Annotated in this window: 1 protein-coding gene; it reads right to left on the bottom strand. The window is 58.8% G+C overall.

The window, feature by feature from the left end; genetic code table 11:
* Window positions 1-323: 323 nt before the first annotated feature.
* Window positions 324-506 (bottom strand): group II intron maturase-specific domain-containing protein, encoded by a 183-nt coding sequence (locus ACY5KJ_RS18310; RefSeq protein ID WP_462203938.1) that lies wholly within the window; start codon window positions 504-506, stop codon window positions 324-326.
* Window positions 507-561: the final 55 nt, after the last annotated feature.

Raw genomic sequence — 561 nt, 5'->3', positions numbered from 1 at the left:
CGTCCCCTGACGTGCAAGAGAAGTCCTCGGCAGATTGGGCAGCGGCCGTGCTGCTGTGAGAGCAGCCGTAGATTGCCCGGACTGAGCGGAGGTTTGCTCTTGCGTCGCCGTTCATTCCAGTACTCGCTCAGGTTCGGATCATCCGGAGATGCCGTTCCAGGAACGAGATGATGTCTGGCGATCGTCGTCCAGGAGAACTTCTGGAGGTAGCCGCCGGTTACGTGGTCACCGAAAACCCAGCGGTCCTGCCTGGCGCGGTTGAAACGACCGAAGTACTGTTTGACGATCCAGTCCCTCGACTTCTTCGGGTGGCTGTGCTTGGCCTACTTGTAGGTAAGCTTCCACATATGCGTATCCAGGGCGCTGAAAGACGCGCTGGAGACACCCGGCCGGTAGTACGAGGCCCATCCTTTGATAATCGGGTTCAGGCGACGGGTGACCGCTTCCGCGTTCATCCCCCGCAGGTCCCGCATCTCCGTACTAAGCCGTGCCCGGATTCGCTTCATGGTAAACATTCACGTAGATTCGTGATCTTGCGGTGAGTGGTTGGTGTTGGAGCTG

The organism is Frankia sp. CcWB3 (assembly GCF_977927595.1).
This window is presented reverse-complemented; position numbering and strand designations above follow the sequence as displayed.

Coding starts and splice junctions, on each gene's coding strand:
- ACY5KJ_RS18310 (WP_462203938.1), bottom strand. CDS start 506: ATGAAGCGAATCCGGGCACGGCTTAGTACGGAGATGCGGGACCTGCGG.